The sequence below is a fragment of the Microbacterium sp. 4R-513 genome, from assembly GCF_011046485.1.
Taxonomy (GTDB): domain Bacteria; phylum Actinomycetota; class Actinomycetes; order Actinomycetales; family Microbacteriaceae; genus Microbacterium.
The window spans coordinates 2,228,626-2,247,492 of the sequence record NZ_CP049256.1 but is presented as its reverse complement, the minus strand read 5'-3'; the positions used below and the strand labels follow the sequence as shown (position 1 = coordinate 2,247,492).

The following is an 18,867-nucleotide window of genomic DNA, read 5'->3' as shown; positions in this document are numbered from 1 at the left end:
CTGGAAGGTGTCGTTGCCGGCGCCGCCGTCGAGGGTGATGGACGCCTGCGTGTCGTCGACGTAGAAGGCGTCGTTCCCGCCCAGGCCGAAGACGGTGATCCGTCCGTTCAGCGCGCGGTCGTAGTTGATGCGCTGCACGAGTGGGCTCGGCTCGTTGCCCTGCGTGCGGTCGCGGTAGCTGCCGATGCCGCCGTCGGCGCTGTTGCTGCCCGCGAGGAGGGCGATGAAGGCCGGGTGGTCCGCCTGCTCCGTCGGCGAGCCGCACGTCGCCGGGACGCCCGAGATCGTGAACGGCGACTCGTTGTCGATGCAGGTCAGCGCCCGCAGCAGCCAGATGTCATCCGCTCCGCCGTTGGCACCGTTGAACGCCGCGGCGGCGTTGTCGTAGCCGTAGATGTCGAGCTCGTCGACGCCCTGGTTCGCCAGGCCCGTGTCGAGGACGTTGATGACGTAGTTGCGGATGTTCCCGTGGCTGCCGTTGGTGTAGATCGAGTAGTGGTCGGTCTCGCCCTGGCCGTCGAGCGTGAGGGTGTGCCCGGCGCCGATGCCCGTCTGGAGGCCGGTCGGGCTCGTCACGACGTTCATCGACTGGAGGTACCAGACCGTGAACTCGTCCTCTCCGTCGTCCGTCGTCGAGGTGAGCGTCGCGTTGCCGTGGACTGTCGTCTTGGCGCCGAAGAAGATGTATCCGTCGTCGCCCCACTGCTCTTTGTTGAGCGCCGGGTTCGCCGTCTGCGCGAGGTCGAGGCCCTTCTTGTCGCCGAGCTGGAAGACGTCGACGTCGCTGCCGCCCCAGATGTTGACCTGGCGGGTCGGCACGGGGTTGGCGGTCGACGGCGCGCACGTCCCCATCGGGAAGCCGGTGGAGGCTCCCAGCGCCACGACGCAGTCGGCGATGATGCGGCCGCGCAGGATCATCGACGTGCCGAACTCACCGGCGCCGCCGCCGGTGTCGGCGTTGCCGTAGTCGCCGCGGATGTCGATCGACAGATCGGCCAGGATCTGCGTGAACGGGTGCAGCGTGACATCGTCGCCGATCCACAGCTCGACGAGTCCCTGCTCGGCGAAGATCGTGCCGTTGTCGATCACCCGCGGCGCATCGGCGTCGTCGCCGGGTGCGGTGCTGCCGTCCTCTGCGAAGCGTGCCGTGCCGTGGAGGACCAGGTAGAAGTCCTCGTCGGTCTGAGCCGACTCGCGGACGTTGAGGTAGATGTCGCCGGCCGTCGCGTGGGCGAGGAGGAGTCGGAGGTACTCGTCGAACTCGGAGTAGAAGATGCCGTTGGATGCCTCGAGCGCGACGTCGTCGGCGATGACCTCGAGTCCCGGGTCACGTGTGCCGTCGGCCGCGTCGGCGCAGTTGACGCGCAGGCATGCGAACGGCGAGCCGACGAGGGAGTCGACGTCGAGGAAGCTGGTGCGCGTGCCGATGCTGCCGCCGTGCGCATCCATGTCGACGGCCTGCCCGATGACGTTCACGAGCGAGTCGTTGACGTCCTCGAGGATGCTGCCTGCCCGTGTGCGCAGCGAGACGTTGCCCGTCGTCAGCGAGGCATCGCCGGCCGTGTGCACGAGGTGGATCCACAGATCGCCCGCGACCTGGTCGAGGTAGATGCCGAGCGTCTTGTCGTCGTCGGCGGCCGTGTCGATCGCGTTGAGCACGCCGAGGGGCCCGCCGACGGCGTTCACCTGGATCTCGAGGAAGTTCGTCGGAAGTCCGATGCCGCCGATCCCCGAGACGCTGCCCGCCTGGCCGAGGCCGTTGTCTCCGGCGACGAGGGTGATGTTCCGGCCCGTCACGTCGATGCTGTTGGGCGTGCCCGGCGCGCAGTCGAGGTCGTACGCGTCGACACAGGTGCGGTCGTCGTCGGTGTCGATGACGCCCGCGTCGAGCTCGGCATCCAGGATCCGCGCCGGCGAGCGGAGCGTGACGTCCGCTGCGATCGTCGCCGAAGCGCACGCCGTTGCGACCGCTCCCGTGCAGAGGCCCGTCGCGTGGATGTGCCCGACCCGCAGATCGCCCTTGCTGCTCTGCTCGACGACGGTGATGCTGCCGTTGGTCAGCACGTCGATCTTGCCCGAGCCGTCGGTGAGCCCGCGGCTCGCGGATGTCTCGTCGTCCGTCCACGTGGAGTCGACGTCCGTGTAGGCGAGCACCGTGATCTCGGTGGCGCTGGACGGGTGCTGGATCGAGATGTTGTGGCCCGCGCGGATGTCGCTGAACTCGTAGTCGGCCTTGCGGGGGCTGAGCACCGTGCCTAGGGCCACCAGGACGACACGGCCGCCGATGATGACCGGCGCGTCCACTCCCCCGGTGCACCCGGCGCCGTCGGGGCGGAAGTAGCAGGTGGTCGGGACCGATTCGAGAACCGGGCCGCCGGGCAGGTTGTTCGGCGTGAAGATCTGGACGTTCACGTCACCGACGACCGCGGGGTCGCTGCCCTCGGCGCTGTCACGGAGGATCACGACGGCGTCGTGGCCGGCCTTGATCGACTCGATGACGGGGTGGAGGGGCGCGTTGCTCGGAGTGAGCGAATCGCGGCGGAGGGTCGTGACGTCGAGGAAGACGTCGTTCCCGGCCTCGGCATCCAGGTGGATGAGCTTGAGGGTCGCCGGCACTCCCTGCTCCCCGCTGTGCGTGATCTGCAGCAGGACGAGCGTGATGGGCTGGGCGACGGTGCCGATGGAGCCGAGCTCGGAGTCGAGCGTGACGCGGTTCGCGGTGAAGGTCTCGCCGCCGGCGTCGCTGCCGCGGAGGATGGAGCCGCGGTCGTTGGTGATGGTCAGGGATCCGAGGGGGTTGTAGATGTCGCCGTCGATGGTGACGTCGTAGCCGGTCGTCGCGGAACCGCGAAGGCTCTCGATGACGACGTCGGTCGCGGGGAAGATGTGCTCGATCTTCCAGAACCACTGGGTCGACGGGGGCGCGTGCGGTCCGTTGTCGACCGAGACGTTGATGATCGCCTCGGGCGTCACCGAGAGGTCGGCGTTGACCGTGTTGATCGACATGCTCGGGATGCCGCCGGTGCCCTTCAGGTAGACGGCCTTGTCGGACGAGTTGATGATGCGTACCGAGTTCCACGTCTCCTGCATGTAGAAGATGCCGAGCGCGCCGTGGATGAGACCGTTGCACAGGCCCGTGCAGCTGTCGGGGTGGTTCGCCTCGAAGAGCGCTTCCGGCTTCTCGTCGTAGAGGATCGGGTCGATCCAGATCGTGCCGGAGCCGATGACGTCGCCGACGTTGAGCGCCGGTCCGAACATCGACTCGCGCACCGTGACGTTGTCGGTCTTGGCGACGATGCGCCCGCTCGCGTCGACGATCAGGACGGGGTTGGGCTCGCCGAGCAGGTAGACCGTCGACTCCCACAGGATGTCGCGGCCGGGCTCGTAGACCAGGTCGGCGTCGGCGCTGCCGAAGTCGAAGAGGCCCCCCGAGCGGTGCGCGTGCACGTAGAGCTTCGTGTAGTACTGCAGAGCGGCGACGTGGAGGTCGGCGGTGCGGACGACCGACTCGTCGGCGCCGACGACCGAGGAGCTCGACTGCACCGTGACCTTCGCGCGGGCGTCGGTGTCGCCGCCGCCGCAGCCGCAGTTCGAGTTCGCGTCGGCCTGCAGGTTGAGGCTCTCGTTCGCCGCGCGGAGGAAGACTCCGGCGCCCTCGACGGTCGAGCCGGTCTGGATCTCGACCTTGCTCTGCCCTGCGAAGCGGACGTACGCGCCGGCGTCGGAGTCGGCACCGAGGGCGTAGGCGTCGGAGTCGGAGCGGGCGATGCCCCGCACGTCGACGGCCGTGTCGACGATCTGGCCGTTGAGGTCGTTGACGGCGTATGACCGTCCGAAGGCCGCGGAAAGCTGGATGCGGCCGCCGGTCACGATGCTGCCCGTGCCGAGGAGTGTCGTGGTGACCTTGGCGCTGTGGTCGTGCCCGATCTGCACGCCCTGGTTCTCGTCGTCGTTGGCGTCGGCGTTGGTTCCCAGGCCACCGGAGCCCGACGAGGCGCGGGCCGTCGCGTCGGCGCCCGCCGCGGCATCCACCAGCACCGTGCGGTTCGCCGACAGGTCGCCGCCGATCTCGGTCGAGACGTCGAAGCCGATCTCGAGGTCGACGTCCGTGTCGGCGCCCGAGATGAGACCGCCGGTGCGGTTCACGGCCTCGCCGTTGGCGGTTGCGAACCCGAAGGCCGTCACCGCGATGTCGCTCGACGAGAAGATGCTCGCGCCGTCGTCGACCTTCGTGTGGACCGTGTCGACGACGTCGGCGTTCGCGTTCGAGGCCCCGAACCCGAGGAACCCGCCGCCCTTGCCCACCGAGCTCACAGCAGCGTTGGCGTAGTTGGTGCCGCCGATCTTGACCGAGCCGCCGCGGATGGTGCCCGAGAACACCTCGGTCGTGACGGTCGGCCGGACGTCCACCTCGGAGTAGACGTCGCTGAAGCGGAAGAGGCCGCCGCCGATGCCGGTCGAAGTCGCGCTCACCACGCCGTTGGCGCCGCCGGCGAGGTCCGCGAGCAGGGCTCCGGGTCCGCCGACGCCGATGAGGACGTGCGGCGTGCCGGTGAGCGAGCCGGTGAGGTCGACGTACAGCTGCTGCGTTCCCGTGCCGTTCGAGATCGTCGCGATGCCCTCGTTCACAAGGCGGTGGGGGCCGGACTTGCTCACGAGGCCCGTCTGCGTCACGCCGTTCGCGTCGCGCAGCTCGAACTGCGTGCCGTTGAGGACGTGGATGAAGTACATGTTGCCTTCGACGAGCCCGATCGACTCGTAGCCGACGCGGCGCAGGCTGTGGTCGGCCTTGAGGCCCGCCGCCGTCGTGTCGGGTGCGAGGCCGATGATCTGCACGTTCGTGCTGCAGGGCGTGTTGTCGTCGGTGTGGTTCGAGCTGCCGGGGGTGGGGTCGTAGGTGCCGTAGCCCGCGTGGCAGGCGGAGTCGGCGAGGCGGATCGTGTGCGCGCCCGACGGGAACCCGGCCACGTTGATCGACGGGTCGACGATCCAGACGTGCTGGCCGTTGAAGAGACCGGCGATCGCCGAGCCGTTGGCGACGCTGTAGATCCACTCGGTGCCGCCGATCGAGCCGTGGCTCGGTGCGTAGATCGTGTTCCACGAGGCGTTGTGGGTGATCGCGCCGTTCGTCTGGTCGAGCACGCCGGCGCCGTCGGTGTGCACGTCGACGAGGCTCGACTTGAAGTCGATGGTGGCCGGTGCGTGGTAGACGACCGCGGCGCCGTCGAGGCCGGCGGTGCTGCCGACGGTGAAGACGCTGCCGCCTGTGATCGTGGGGTTCGGGAGCGAGACGACGGTGGTGCCGGCCTGCGTGAGCTGCGTCGTCGAGAGGCGCAGGTCGAACTCGTCCACGGCGTAGACGTAGTAGGCGTTCCCGCAAGTGAGGCCCGCGATCGGCAGCGTCCCGAGTGCCGTGCCGCCGTTGCAGTTGTAGACGACGCGGTCGCCGGTGCGCAGGTTGTGGCCGCCGGGGAAGTGGAGGGTGGCGGTGGATGCCTGGACGATTCCCGCAGCGTTGAACTCCACGCCGAGCCGCAGGGTGTTGCTGTCGACCCGGATGACTCCGTAGGTGCGTCCGTCGCCGAGGCCGCCGATCGAGTTCGGGTTCGGGATCGTGCCGTTCTGCACGTCCTCGTCGTCCGAGGCGGGAGCGCTGTAGGTGACCGTGGCTCCCGTGTTGAGGCCGTGCGGGAGGGCGAAGCAGATCGTGTCCGCGCCGTTGCAGTTGATGGACTGGACGGTGCCGTCGGAGAGCGGCGTGAGCGCGGCGCCGTGCTGCGCCGTGAGCGAGAAGAGCCCGCCGGCCTGGGCGAACCCGCCGGTCATGGTCGCCGACACGGTGGGCTTGGCGACGGCCTTGGCGGTGAAGCCCGCCTGGATGTCGATGACCCCGCCGGACGTCGCGTTCGCGTAGGAGTCGGCATCCGTCAGCGACTGCGCGAGGACGGTCAGGTTGCCGCCGGCGGTGACGTGGCCGCCGCCGAGCGACGCCGCGACCTCCGGCTGCGTGTTCGCCTCGGCGGTCGAGGTCGACACCGCGACGAGACCGACGCTGAGGCTCGAGACGCTCGAGTTCGTCGCGTCGTCCCCGATCGCCTTCAGGAGGATGCTGCCCGCACCCGGGTCGCCGACGGTGCCGTTCACGGCGGGGTCGAAGTGCGTCGAGCCGACATTTCCGTCGATGGATGCCTTGGTCTTCGCGTTGTCGATGGCGTTCGGGTAGATGACGCTGATGCTGATGCCGCCGAAGCCCTTGCCGCCGGCTACCGCGGTCGAGCGGTTGACGGCGTGTGCGTAGACCTGCAGCTGCTGGGTCACCCCGTTGACCGATGCGCCGCTGCCCAGGACCGCCGAGGTCAGCGTGCTCGTCGTGATCTTGGCATCGGCCGAGCCGCCCGTGACCGAGCCGAGGCCGGTCGCCAGCACCTTGAGCGTCGAGGTCGCCGCGTTCGTGGCATCCGCTTCGACGTTGACGTTCCGTGCCGCCGTGACCGACCCGTCCCAGCGGGCGGTCGTCGGCGCCGAGATATCGGCCGTCGGCGCGCTCACCGCGACGCCGAGGAGGATGCCGCCGGTCATGACGTTCGACTTCGCGTCGGCCGAGTTGTGGCTGATCGCGCGGATGTCGACATCCGCTCCCGCGAGCGAGAGCGAGCCGCCGCCGGACGCCTTCGTCTCGCCGGTGACCTTGGCGTCGCTCGACCCGATCGCGAGGGACGCGAGGGCGACCGAGCCGGTCTGGATGTCGGAGATCGCCGTGTTGTGCGCGTCGGCGCGGACGATGAGCGCGCCGGCCGCCGTGATGGCGCCGTCGAGGGTCGCCGTCGTGGCGTTCATGACATTGGCGATGGCGACGAACGCCTTGAGGTCTGCGAGACCGGCCACCGAGGCGGAGTCGATGATGCCCTGCGCCTTGTTGCCGTCGTTCTGCGTCTGCGCCTTGATCGTGATCGTGCCGGTCGATCCGAGGCTCGACCCCGTCTCGGCGATCGCCTTGATGTAGGCGCCGGTCGTGATCCTGGCGCTCGCCCATGCGCCGGACAGACCGACGAGCGAGCCGGCGTAGAGCTCGGTGCGGGTGTCCGCCGTGTTCGCGGCCGTGGCGATGACATCGATGGACGATGCCCCGGTGACGGTGCCCGTCGCCTTCGCGAGCGTGTGCCCGGAGAGCTCCGAGAAGACGACGGTGATCCCGATCGTGACGCCGCCGACGGCCACGCCGGGTGCGCGCACGTTCGCCGTGTTCGTCGCGGTCGCCGCGGACTCGACCGCGCCGCTCGTCGTCACGCTGCCGCCGACGGCCGACTCGAGATGGCGGGCCGAGTTGGCGCGGGCGACCGTGAGTCCGATCGCGACGCCGCCGACCGTCACGTTGAGGGTCTTCGCGTCGACCGTGCGAGTGCCGGTGGCCGTGACGTGGACGCCGCCCGACCCGACGGTGCCGGAGGGCGAGGCGCCTGCGGCCGCTGTGCCCTCGAGGCTCACGAAGGTCAGCACGCCGCCGATCGCGCCGATTCCGCCCGAGACGCTGACTCCGCGGCCCGTCACGTGGATGTCGTCGACGGTGGAGGCGTTGAAGCTCTGGACGTTGCCGGTGGCTCCCACGGCGACGGTGCCGGTGTCCGCCCGGTTGTCGCCGCTGACGTTCACGACCGAGACCGAGACGCCCGCGGCGATCGCGCCGACCGCGAGGCCGATCGACCAGCTCTCGAGCGTGCGGTCGGCCTTGGAGGAGACCGTGACCCCGCCGCCGGCCCGCTTGACCTGCGCGCCGCCGTCGATGTGCGCGTGCTGCGTGCCGCTGTCGTTGATGACGACCACCTGGCCGCCGATGCCGACGAGTCCGACGGCGCCCGAGAACCCGAAGCCGAACGAGTCCTCGATCATCTCGGCCTTGACGGCGACGCTGCCGGCACCGCCGGCACCCGCCGTGATCTGCGCGGTCGAGGTGACCCCGGCATCCGTGACGCTCTTGATGTTGAGCACGAGCACCGAGATGCCGACGCCGACCGCGCCGACCGCGCCTGCGCCCGCGACGCCGAGGATCGTGAGCCGGTCGATCGCGAACACGTGCACGTGGCCGCCGGCGAAGATGATCGCGCCGACCGTGGCGGTGGTTCCGCCGGTGGGCGGGGTGCCGAGCGCGTCGGTTCCGGGGTTGGTCGTCGGCGCCGCGCCGGCGATCGCGCTGTTGACGCCGCCGAGCTGACCGTTGAGACGGTCGTTGGTCTTGGACTCCGAGCCCGAGTTGAGCTTCCACTGACCGGGCGCGGTGTCGGGCGTCGCGTTGGCGGCGTTTCCGGTGATGGCGACCTTGGCCGAGTAGTTCGAGCCGTTGTACGAGACGAGCGCGCCTTCGCCGTAGTCGGTCAGGGCGTTCCACGCGGCGACCGATCCGACCGTCGTTCCGTTGAGCGCGTCCTTGTAGCCGCCGTCGCCCTTGGCGACCTCGCCGCCCTGCTGCACCGAGTTCAGCGCACCGCCCGGACGCCAGTTCGCGCTGACGTAGTCGTCGCTGTTGTCGGAGTGGAACGTGTCGTGGTCGGAGACCGGGTCGATGCCCGTCAGGCCGTCCTTCTTGGCGGTGTAGTACTTGCCGTCGGATCCCCTGACCTCGTCGCCCTTGTTGTAGACCTGGCCGGCCGAGTAGTCGCCGCGGCCGAGGGCGCTCGTGGCTCCCAGCCACTTCGCCGGGTTGTTCTTCGGCGATGCGCCCCCGACGACGTTGTCCTCCTTGGCGGAGTACTTCTTCCCGTCGTTGGGGTCGGTCACGACGTCGCCCTTGCGGTACGTCGTGCCGGCATTCCACGTTCCGCGGTCCTCGCCGCCGCCGGCCGCGTTGTACTCACCCGTCGGCGTCGTGCCGATCGTCCAGACAGAGACGGCTGCCGCGACGCCGACGAAGCCGCCGGCGAAGCTCACCGCGAAGGTCGAGACGTCTTTCTTCGAGAGGGCGTAGACCTCGACGTCGCCGCCGGCGGTGACCGTGAGGCCGGAGCCGAGGGATGCCTGGACCGACGAGTTCGCCACGCCGATGTCGACGCCGCCGGCCACGCCGACGAAGCCGCCGGCGATGCCGCCCGCGATCGTGAGCGAGGTGAAGCGGTCGGTGGCTGAGACGTTGACGCCGCCGGACGACGTGACGCTGCCGCCCGCGCCGATCGCCGCCTTTACCGAGATCGTGAGGAGCGTGACCGCGACGCCGCCCGCGACGCCGACGAAGCCGCCCGCGACGGCCGGCACGAGGCCGAAGATGTTCTCCGACGAGTCGGCGCGCACGATGACGCCCGAGAAGTTCTTGCGCCCGAAGCCGCCCGCGCTGACGGTGCCGTCGGCTACCTGTCCGATCGCGGCGCCTCCGGCCGATGCGGAGACCGTGCCGTTGGGGCCGAGGTACGCCGCGACCTTCTTGTTCATGACCGCGACGCCTACGGCCGCGCCGACTCCGACGTACCCGCCCGCGATCGCGACGGTGATGAGGAGCATCCGCGAGTCGTCGTTCGCCGAGACGAGCACGTTGTCGCCCGCCCGCAGCGTCGGCCCGTTGCCGAGGCACTCGAACGCGCTCGCGCCGGTCGGCGTGCCGGTGCACGCGAAGGTGTTGACGTTGAGCACAGTCACCGCGACAGTGCCCGCGATGCCGACCGTCCCGCCGCCGGCACCCACGGCCACCGACACGACGGTGTCCTTGCCGTTCGCCGTGACGGTGATGTCGTCGCGGGCGTTGACGGTGGCTCCGGTGCCGATCCAGGCCGAGGTGTCGAGGTTGACGACGCGGACGGCCACGGGAACGGCGATGCCGGCGGTTCCGCCGATGGCGAGGGATGCTGCGATCCCGAGCTCGTAGTACTGGTTCGCGGCCGCGACCCGCACGCCCTGGGCCGTGCCGGCGCCCGTGATGTTCGAGGCGCACGTCGCACCGCAGTTGACCTGCGCGTCGTGGCCGATGTGGGCGGACGTGCGGACGTTGTTGACGGCCACCGAGCCGGCGATCGCGACGCCCGCCGTGCCGCCGATGGCGACGCCGACACCGAACGCTCCGACGTCGTCGCTGTTGGTGGCAGTCACCGCGACGCCCGAGAAGGGCGCCTCGGGCGACGTGATGGTGCGCGGGCCCATGGCGCTCGGGTCGCCCGCGGGGGCCGTGCCCGACTTGGTGATGCTGTGGCCGCGGCCCGTCGTGCCCGTGAGCGACAGGGCGATCGGCGTGCCGCCGTCGGTGCTCTTGCGGTCGAGCAGCTGGAAGGTGTTGCCGCCGAGGCTCTTGTAGAAGTAGGTCTGACCGTCGACGAGGCCGCCGATCGCCACTCCGCCGCCCGCCGAGTACACGACGGCGTCGTCGTTCGCCGCACCGACCGAGTAGGGCGTCGTGATCTGGTTGCCCGAGACCGACGTCTGCGGGTTGAACCGCGGGGTGTTGTCGACGGGCACGTTCGCCTGGTCGATGCGGAAGAAGCGCTGGTTCTCGGTCGAGCCCTGGTCTGTGATGTCGACCGGCGCTCCGCCCTGCGTGAGCGAGACCTGGTACGTGTCGGCCGTCGCGTTGACGATCCAGTAGATGCCGCGGTGGATGAGCCCGCCGGCGCCGCAGTTCGGGTCGGACGAGACGTCGCAGCCGGCGTCGTACTGCACCTGCTGGCCGTTCTGGAACCCGTGGCCGGGAACGGTGATCGTGTCGGACGAGGTGTTGACGTTCGAGGGCGCGAACCGCAGGTCGACGGTCGACACGGTGTAGCTGCCGGTCTTGACCGTGACGGGCGTGAGGCCCTTCGCGTTGACCCGCGCGAAGTCGCCGATCCAGGCGTGCGTGTCCTTGGAGGTCACCGGGATGGCGACGGATGCTCCGACCCCCGCCGTGCCGCCGACCGAGATGTTGCCGCCGATGACGTTGAGCACGAGGCTCTCGTCGGCAGCGACCCGCACGCTGCCGTCGACGTTGACCACGGCCGCCGTGCCCGCCCCCGTCGCGTTGGCGATGTAGGCCTTCGTCACGATCGTCAGCGACGAGACGGCGGCGTTGACGTTGACGGCGGCGGTGCCCCCGAAGCCGCCGCCGACGGAGATGCTCGTGACGGTCTCGTGGGACTTCGCGTCGACCATGAGGTTGCCCGAGCCGCTGATCGACGTGCTGGTGCCGATCCAGGCCTGCGTGTCCTTGCCGATGACCTCGACGTCCACGCCTGCGCCGACGCCGGCGGTGCCGCCGACCGTGAGGGTGCCGGCGAGCGAGAGGACAGTCGTGGTGTCCTGCGCGAGGACCGCGATGTTCGTCGTCGGCATCGAGACGGTCGCGCCGTTGTCGATGTGCGCCCACGTCGTGTCGCTCAGAACGTCGACCACGACCGCGCCGGCGACGCCGGCCGTGTTGCCGCCCGCCCCCGCGACCGCGACGTACTTCCAGTCGCCGGACTGGATCGCGCTGACCGTGAGACCGGCGCCGCCCGCCTGGATGTCGGAGCCCCCACCGACCCAGGCGTCGACGTCGGAATCGCGGACGATCACGACGGCGGCCGCCCCCACGCCGGCCGATCCGCCGCCGATCGCCAGGTTGCCCGACGCGAGTGCGCCGCTGGCCGTGCGAGAGGCGAGCACCTGCACCGCGCCCTGCGCGTGCACGGCGCTCGAGCCGATGTGGGCCGCCACCTTGGGCGCCGATCCGCCCTGGTTGAAGACGAGGACGACGACCGAGCCGGTGACCGCTGCCGAGTTGAGGCTGAGCCCGCCGGCGACGGCGAGGACGAACCAGTCCTCGGCGGCGGCCGCCTGGACTGTGACGGAGCCGCCCGCGCGCACCGCGCCGGAGTCTCCGATCCAGGCGCGCACGTTGGAGTTGGCCACGACCACGACGATCGTGATGCCGACGCTCGCCGAGCTCTGGCTCAGCGAGAGCGTGCCGCCGATGTCGATGAGCTGCAGCGAGTCCTCGGCCCGGACCGTGACCGTCTGGCCGGCTCCGCCGATCGAGCCTTCCTGGTTGACCTGGGCGCCGTCGCCGATCCAGGCCTGCGTGTCGAGGTTGATGATCTCGATGATGAATGCGCCGGTGACGGCAGCGCCGCCCGTGCTCGCGGCTCCCGCGATCGCGACGGACGAGAGGCTGAGCCACTCGAGCTTGTCGGCGAGCACCTTCGGCAGCTCGGGCTTGAGGGCGACGAGGGTCGTCTTCGCCGTCACGGCGATCGCGCCCGAGGCATCCGCATGCGAGACGGAGCCCGCGCCCGTGCCGGACTGGATCGACGCCTTCGTCGTGATCTCGAAGTAGTCGACCGCGAACGAGCCGCCGATCGCCGCGTTGCTACTCTGCGAGAGCGCACCCGAGATGGCGAGGTTCTGCGTGCCGTACTTCTGGAGGGCGTTGACCGTGATGCCGCCCGCCGGGGCCGAGAGGTCGGCGCCGGCGCCGACGCGCGCCTCGGTCGTGAGGAGCAGGATCTGCACGGCGGCGCTTCCGGCGAACGACGTGCTCTTGCCGCCGCTGGCGGAGAAGCCCCACACGACGAACTCGTTGGTCTTCGGCGTCCCGCTCACGACGGGCACTGTCGCCTCGACGGTGGTGCCGGTCTGGCCGGTGACCACGGCATCCGTCCCGATCTCGGCGATGTTGTCGAGGTCTGCGACGTTCAGGCCGATCGCGGCGCTGATGCGATCGCCGCCGGTCGAGAAGTCGAGCGCCGAGCCGGTGCCCAGGGCCTTCGCCCCCGCCGCGAACGTGCTCCGGACGGTCACCGCGCCCGTCGTCGAGGTCACCGTGACGTTCGCCGCGATGCGTGCCGTGCTCGATGCGACCACCCAGTTGACCGAGACGGCCGCCGCGACCGCCGTCGTGCCGCTGCCCGTGCCGGACTGGCTGCTCGACTGCGAGTTCGCCCCGGTGGCCCCGTTGCTGCCGTTGGTGCCGCCGTTGGACGTCGGCATCGACGACGTCGAGCCGTTCGTGCCCTGGGTGTTCGGGTTCTTGTTGTCCGCGCCGGTGACCTGGTCCTTGCCTTCCTTGTCACCGGACTTGCCGTCTTCCTTCGCTCCGCTCGCACTGGCGACGGCCTTGGCCACGCTGCGGATCTCGGAGTCGGCGATGACGTCGACCGACGTGCCCTGCAGGCTGCGTGCGATCTCGGCGAGCGTCGCCCATCCGACGACGGCGTTAACCGAGACGTCGGCGCCGACGGCGGTGCTCTTGCCCGCGGCATCCGCGTTGCCCTCGGTCATGATCCACGTCAGGTGCGTCGCCTTCACGGTGACGGCCCCGGTGGCGACCAGGGCGGATGCCGCGGTCCCGATGCGTGCGGTCGCCGTGTCGTCGACGCTCACGACGAGCGCGACCACGGGAGTGACGGCCGTGCCGCCCGTCGTGCCGCCCTCGGCCTTGGTGAAGAGGTCCCGTGTGGCGGTCGACTGGACGGTGAGGGCACCCGGACCGGTGAAGGCGGCGCCGTTCTCGATCTCGGCGCGGACGCTGCTGCCGTCGATCACCTGCAGTGCGAACGACGCGCCGACGCCCGTCGCGCTGCCGACCTCGGCCTTGCCCGACGACTGTGCGAAGTCGCGCTCGTTGCTGAGCGCCGAGACGGTGGCCGTGCCGCCGGTCAGGACGACGTCGGCACCGGTGGAGACGAGGGCTTCGACGGTGGTGTCGAGGATGTTGATGGCGAGTGCACCCGCGACACCGACCGACGAGGCCTTGCTCGCACCCGCTCGGGCGATCGAGGTGATCTCGTGCGACCAGAGCCGGAAGAACGTGTCCGTCGCGGGGCTCGCCGGAAGCGTGTCGCCCTGCGTGAAGCTCACCGACTGGACGACCCAGGCGTGGCTGTCGTTGCGCTTGTAGAAGCCGGGTGCGTTGGCGCCGTCGGTGTCGGTCAGCCGGAACCAGGTGTCCTTCTCGATGATGTCCTTGGGCAGGTCGTCCTTCTTGGCGTAGACGTCGGCGGTCACGAAGACCCACGTCGTGCCGTTGAACTGCCACACGCTGTTCGCCGGCTTGCCGTCCTTCTTGACGGTCAGGAGGAAGCGGTCTCCGTTGCTCGGCGAGCCGGGAAGAGTGGCCCCCGAGGCGATCGTGACGTCGGTGGAGAGGTTCCACGACGAGCCGTCGAAGGTGTACAGGCCGTCGTCGGCCGCGTCCTTGACATAGGCGACGTCGCCGTTCGACGGGCCGGGCAGCTCCTTGCCCTCCTGGACGACCTCCCACGTCGTGCCCGTCCAGCGCCGGACCACGTCGTCGGTGTCGCCCGACAGCATCCCGGCCGTCACGACGAGGCCCGCCGCGTGGATCGTCACATCGCCGGTGATCGCGCGGATGTCGATGCCGACCGCCTGCACGACCACGCCGGCGCCGACGCCCACCGAGGCGTCTGCCGCGGAGTCGCCCTTCGCCTCGGCCTTCGCATCGGTGTCGCCGAGGGCCTTGAGGGTGACGATCCCGCCGGCGTTGACCGTGATGCCGTTGAGGAACCGCGCGAGCGCCGACGCCGAGACGACGTTGATCGCGATGGCCCCGGCGACGGAGAGCGATGCGCCGTTGTCGTCGTTGGTCGCGGCCTTCGGCGTCGACGACGTCGAGTTGGCTCCTCCGGCGTTCTGCTGCTTGCTCTCGTTCGCCTTCGCGAGGTTGTCGTCGGCCTTCTTGTTGACGTTCTTGCCGTCCCCGCCGTCGGAGGCGGCCGGGGCGCCCTTCGAGGCGGCCTCTGCGACGGTCGAGACGTCGACGCGCTGGTTGGCCTGGAACGAGACGTCGCCGGTGACCGCGAGGCTTCGAGCACTGGATGCCTCGGACAGGATGTCATCGAGGATCGCGAGTGCGAGCGAGACGCCGATTCCGGCTGTGCTGCCGACGACGGTCGAGCCCTTGGCCGAGGTCGTGGCGCTGACGTTCTGGGTGGCGGAGGCGGTGATGCTCGAGGCGGTGAGCGTCGTGCTGCTGCCGCCGAGCGAGGCGTTGGTGTGGATGATGGCGAGGACGATGGCGACCGCCGGCACGATCGTGACGCTGCCCGACTTGCCTCCGGCCTCCGCCGTGGTCGTGAGCGCGACGTCGTGCGTCGCCGTGAGCGTGAGTGCTCCGGCTCCCGTGAGCGGAGGTCCGCGCGTCGGATCGGCGACCTGCGATATGCCCGCATACACGCGGTGCGTCGGCAGGTTGAGCGCGAGCGAGGCGCCCAGGCCAACGGTCGAGCCGCCGGACTGCGTCGCCTTGGCCGAAGCCTTGTCGGCCGTCTTTGATCCCGCGGTCATGCTCACGGCGTTGTTCCCCACGATCGCCACGCCGGGTCCGGGGGCGCCGGGTCCGGGAGCCGGCTTCGCCTCGACTGCTGCGCGCGTGTCCTCTTCGACGAGGTTCAGCGCGAAGGCGCCCGCGACACCGAGCGTGCCGCTCGTGTTGCCGGCGCCGGCTTCGGCCGTCGCCTGGAACGTGTGGGTGTCGTCGGCCGCGACCGGCTTGACGGTCGCGCTGAGCGTGAGTCCCGCCGCCTGCAGCGATGCGCCGACGCCGATGCCGGCCTGGTTGATGAGCCGCACCTTGTTGACGGCGAGCGCCGCACCGATGCCGACGGAGCTCGAGTTGGTCGCCGTGCCCTTGGCGGTGGCCGAGGCATCCGTGTTGTTCCGGGTGATGAAGGATGCCGCGCCCGTCGTCTGTAGCGACGCACCGTCGCTCAGCATGGCGATCGTCGCGGAGCGGACGAGGTTGAAGGCGATCGCGGCGGCGACGCTGATGCTCGTGCCGTCCTCGTTCTGCGCCTTCGGCGTGGTCGAGCCGCCGCCGGCGCCGCCGGTCGTGCGTCCCGACGCGTTGCCGAGCTTGTCGTTGGACTTCTGGTTGACGTCCTTGCCGGTCGAGTCCTTGCCGCCGCCCGACTCGCCGGGCGCACCCTGTGCGCTCGCCTCGGCCGACGTCGCCGTGGTCGAGACGCCCTCGGCGGTCATCGTGACCGCGCCCTGCGCCGTGACCGCCCGGTCGATGGTCGAGCGGGCCTCGTGGTCAGCCGACGTGAGGGCGAAGGCGATGGCGGCGCCGAGCGTCGCGCCGGCGCCCGCGCCGGTCGAGCCGGTCGCCGACGTCGTGGCCTTGGCCGTCTGCGAGGCGGTCGCGGTGATCGCGCCGCCGACCGCGAGAAGGGCACCCGTGCCGATGCTCGCGATCGTCTTGACGTTGTGGATCGCGATGCTCGCTACACCCGTGAGCGAAGCGGTCGTGCCGCCGTCGGCCCCGCCGATCGTCTCGGTGGTCGCGTCGTCCGCGCCGTTGGCCGTCGCGGTGAGGGAAGAGATCCCCGCTGGGGACGCGTCGTCCGCGACGCCGGCTTCCACGGTCGTGCGGACGAGGGTCAGGGCGACCGATGCGCCGGCGCCGACGGCACTGCCGTTGCTGCCGGCCGCCGCCTGCTTGGCCGTGGCCTTCGCGGTGCTCTTGTGGCTGCCGCGAGCGCTGAGCGTCACGGCGCTGTCACCGAACGAGCCGGTGCCCCGCAGCTGCGCGGAGGTGCGGGCATCCTTCTTGACGACCGCGAGCGAGCCGGCGATCGAGACGCTGCCCGAGCTCTTCTTGCCCGAGATGCCGGTGGCCATGTACGTCGAGTCGGCCGTGGCGGGCTCGGAGGCCGAGACGGTGATTCCGCCGGTGGCGTCGAGGAGGGCGTTGAGCAGGAACGCCTGCGTCAGCAGGTCGGCGATGATGATGCCGACGCCGATCGCGAGCCCGAATCCGCTCGAGCCGCCCGAGCCGTCGGTCGTGCCGCCGTCGCCGTCCGCGACGACCGTGTTCTTCGCCGTCGCCGTGATCGACTGGGCGCCGCTCGTCGTGACCTTCGCGCCGGTGATGTGGGCGCGGGTGTCGTTGTCGAGCACGGCGACCGAGATGGCTCCGGCTACGTCGATCGCGCCGTCGCTCGTCGACGACTGGCCGTTGCCGCGCCCCGAGCTGTTCGCGTTCTTGTTGTTCTGCGTCGCGCCGCCCTTGCCCGCCTTGGACTGCGCCGTGATGGTCGACTGCTGGTTGGCGAGGATCGCGACGGATGCCGCGGACGAGCCCGTCGCGTCGGTCGAGTCGATCGCCGCCTCGGTGTTCTGCTGCAGATACACGACCGCGACGCCGGCGCCGCTCGCGGCGTCCTTCGCGTCGCCGACGCCCGTGAGGGTTGCGACGTTCGAGGCGCCGATGCCGAGGGCACCGCCGATGACCGCACGGGCCGTGTCGGTGACCTTGCCGACGACCGTCGACCACACCGTGAGGATCGCGACCGCCGCGTCGTAGCTGCCGGGCGCCTCCTGCTTCGACGCGTCGGCCTGCGGGGTCGCGCTGGCCGTCACGGTGGACGTCGCGCTGATCGTCGCGGCGCCGTCGACGTCGAGGACGGACGAGCCGCCGATCTTCGCGGTGGCGTTGGACGTGACGAAGGCGGCGTCGCCGTATTGCTTGTTGAGCGTGAAGGGCCCGACAGTGGACGCAGCTGTCGCCGTGAAGTCACCCGTCGCGTTGATGTGCGAAGCGCCGCGCACGTCGACCGTCGCGTTCGAGTTGACGATGACGGCGTAGGCCGTGGCGGCCGAGGCATCCGGGATCACTGACGATGTCGCCGTCATGGTCACATTGCCCGCGTTGATCGTGCCGCCGTCCACGATGACCTCTGCGGTCGCGTCGTGGTCGAGGCATCCCAGGATGCTGAAGTCGTCGAAGTTCGTGCAGCTCGCAACGTTCAGCGGGATGCCGTCGGTGTTCGAGTCCGCGGCGTTCAGCGTGACCGAGCCGGCGTTGATCGTCGCGCCGTCGACCAGGATCCGCTCGAAGGCGGCGAGGAATGCCGCGATGCCGAGGTTGATCGTGCCCTGGATCGTGAGCTTGTCGTGCCCGCCGCCGCCCGAGATGCTCAGCGTCTGCCCCGCCGCGGTCGGGGCGGAGAAGCTCGTCGTCTCGAACTTCGAGTTGAGGCTGCGGATGCGAAGCAGCAGCGCGTTGGTCGGGTCGACGTCGAGGACGGCGTCGTCGTCGTCCGAGTCGCCGAGGTTGAAGGTGACGCTGCCGCCGCCGCCCGTGTTGGTGATCGGCTCGATGTTCGCGTACACGACGGTCGTGCCGCCGAAGAACATCGTTCCCGACGACGAGCTGACCGGATTCGACACGAAGCCCGCCGCGTTCCGAGTGACGAGCGTGTCGAATCCGGCAGCTCCGTCGAACCCGATCGTGATGCCGGGGTCGGCGCCGTTGAAGTCGGTGGTGAACGTGTCGTCGCCCGATGTGCCCGTCACGCGGATCTCGGAGATCTCGGCGAGGGAGCGGGTCTCGCCCGCGAAGGTCACGGTGCCGTCGCCGTTGAACACGAGCGAACCGCTCGTGCCGGTCATCGTGATGAACCATGCGGCGGGAGCGACGACCGCGGCCTGCGGCGCGGGCGCCTCGGCGGGCGCTGCCGCCGGCGTGGCCTGGTCGGCGGGTGCCGGACCCGGGTCTGCGGGCGCGGGCGCGGGAGCGACCTCGACAGGAGCCGGGTCGGGCGCGGGCGCCGGGTCCGGCACGGGCGCCGGCTCGGCCGGCGCGGGTGCGGGCTCCTCGACCGGTGCGGCGACCTCTTCCGCCGGGGCCGGGTCGGCGGCCGGATCGGCCGCGGCGTCGAACGGCCGGACGTCGAGGACGGCGGGCTGCCCGACCACTTCGGCGTCGTCCGTGGAGGTGGCCGCGCCCTCGACCGAGACCGGAAGATCCGCGGGTCCTCCGGGAGCTGCAGCGGCGACGGACGGGGCAGACGTGACGAACGACACCGTCCGCGTCGCCCCCGGTGCCGAAAGGCTGATCCCGAGCGCGAGCGACGTCGTGAAGGCCAGCGCGCGGAAAATCGCGCGCGCCGAGCGCCCCTTAGCGTCGTCCCCAGTCAT

At 70.5% G+C, this 18,867-nt stretch carries 1 protein-coding gene (only partly in view); it reads right to left on the bottom strand.

The window, feature by feature from the left end; translation table 11 throughout:
• A protein-coding gene (locus tag G5T42_RS09730) for a Calx-beta domain-containing protein (RefSeq protein WP_165128080.1) crosses the window boundary here: on the bottom strand, positions 1–18,867 show its 5' portion. It extends 9,900 nt beyond the left edge of the window; the window shows 18,867 of its 28,767 coding nt (coding positions 1–18,867); the start codon lies at positions 18,865–18,867; its stop codon lies beyond the left edge, outside the window.